The organism is Arthrobacter sp. USHLN218 (assembly GCF_037144715.1).
GTDB lineage: Bacteria > Actinomycetota > Actinomycetes > Actinomycetales > Micrococcaceae > Crystallibacter.
Window position 1 is genome coordinate 1 of sequence record NZ_JBBCYT010000027.1, and the last position, 398, is coordinate 398.

Annotated in this window: 1 protein-coding gene; it reads right to left on the reverse strand. The window is 68.1% G+C overall.

Translation table 11 applies throughout. The features are described 5' to 3' along the window. A partial coding sequence (locus WFH44_RS21365) for a VOC family protein (protein WP_336716658.1) occupies positions 1 to 398 on the reverse strand: 398 nt, incomplete at both ends.

The window sequence follows — 398 nt, forward strand, 5'->3', positions numbered from 1 at the left end:
GCGTTGGAGACGCCGTGCCGGCCGGGGCCGCGCTCGATCCGGTCGGACATGCGCAGGGCGCCCATCTTGTCGCAGATCTGGATGATGTTGTGCTTCTCGTGGGTGGAGAAGGCGACGTGGTGCATGCGCGGGCCGTTGCCGCCGGTCAGGGCGGTGTCGTGGACGGTGCCCTTGCGGTGCATCCAGGCGGCGTAGGTGGTGCCCTCGGCGTCCTTGATGTCCTCGGTCACGCGGAAGCCGAGGTCTTCGAGGTACTTGCGGCCGCGCGGGACATCGGGGGTGACCTGGTTGAAGTGGTCCAGGCGGACGAGTTCGCCGGCGGAGTAGAGGTCGTAGCGCATGTGCAGGCGCTCGACGTGCTCGGTCTCGTGGAAGAACTCGTAGGGGAAGCCCAGCGG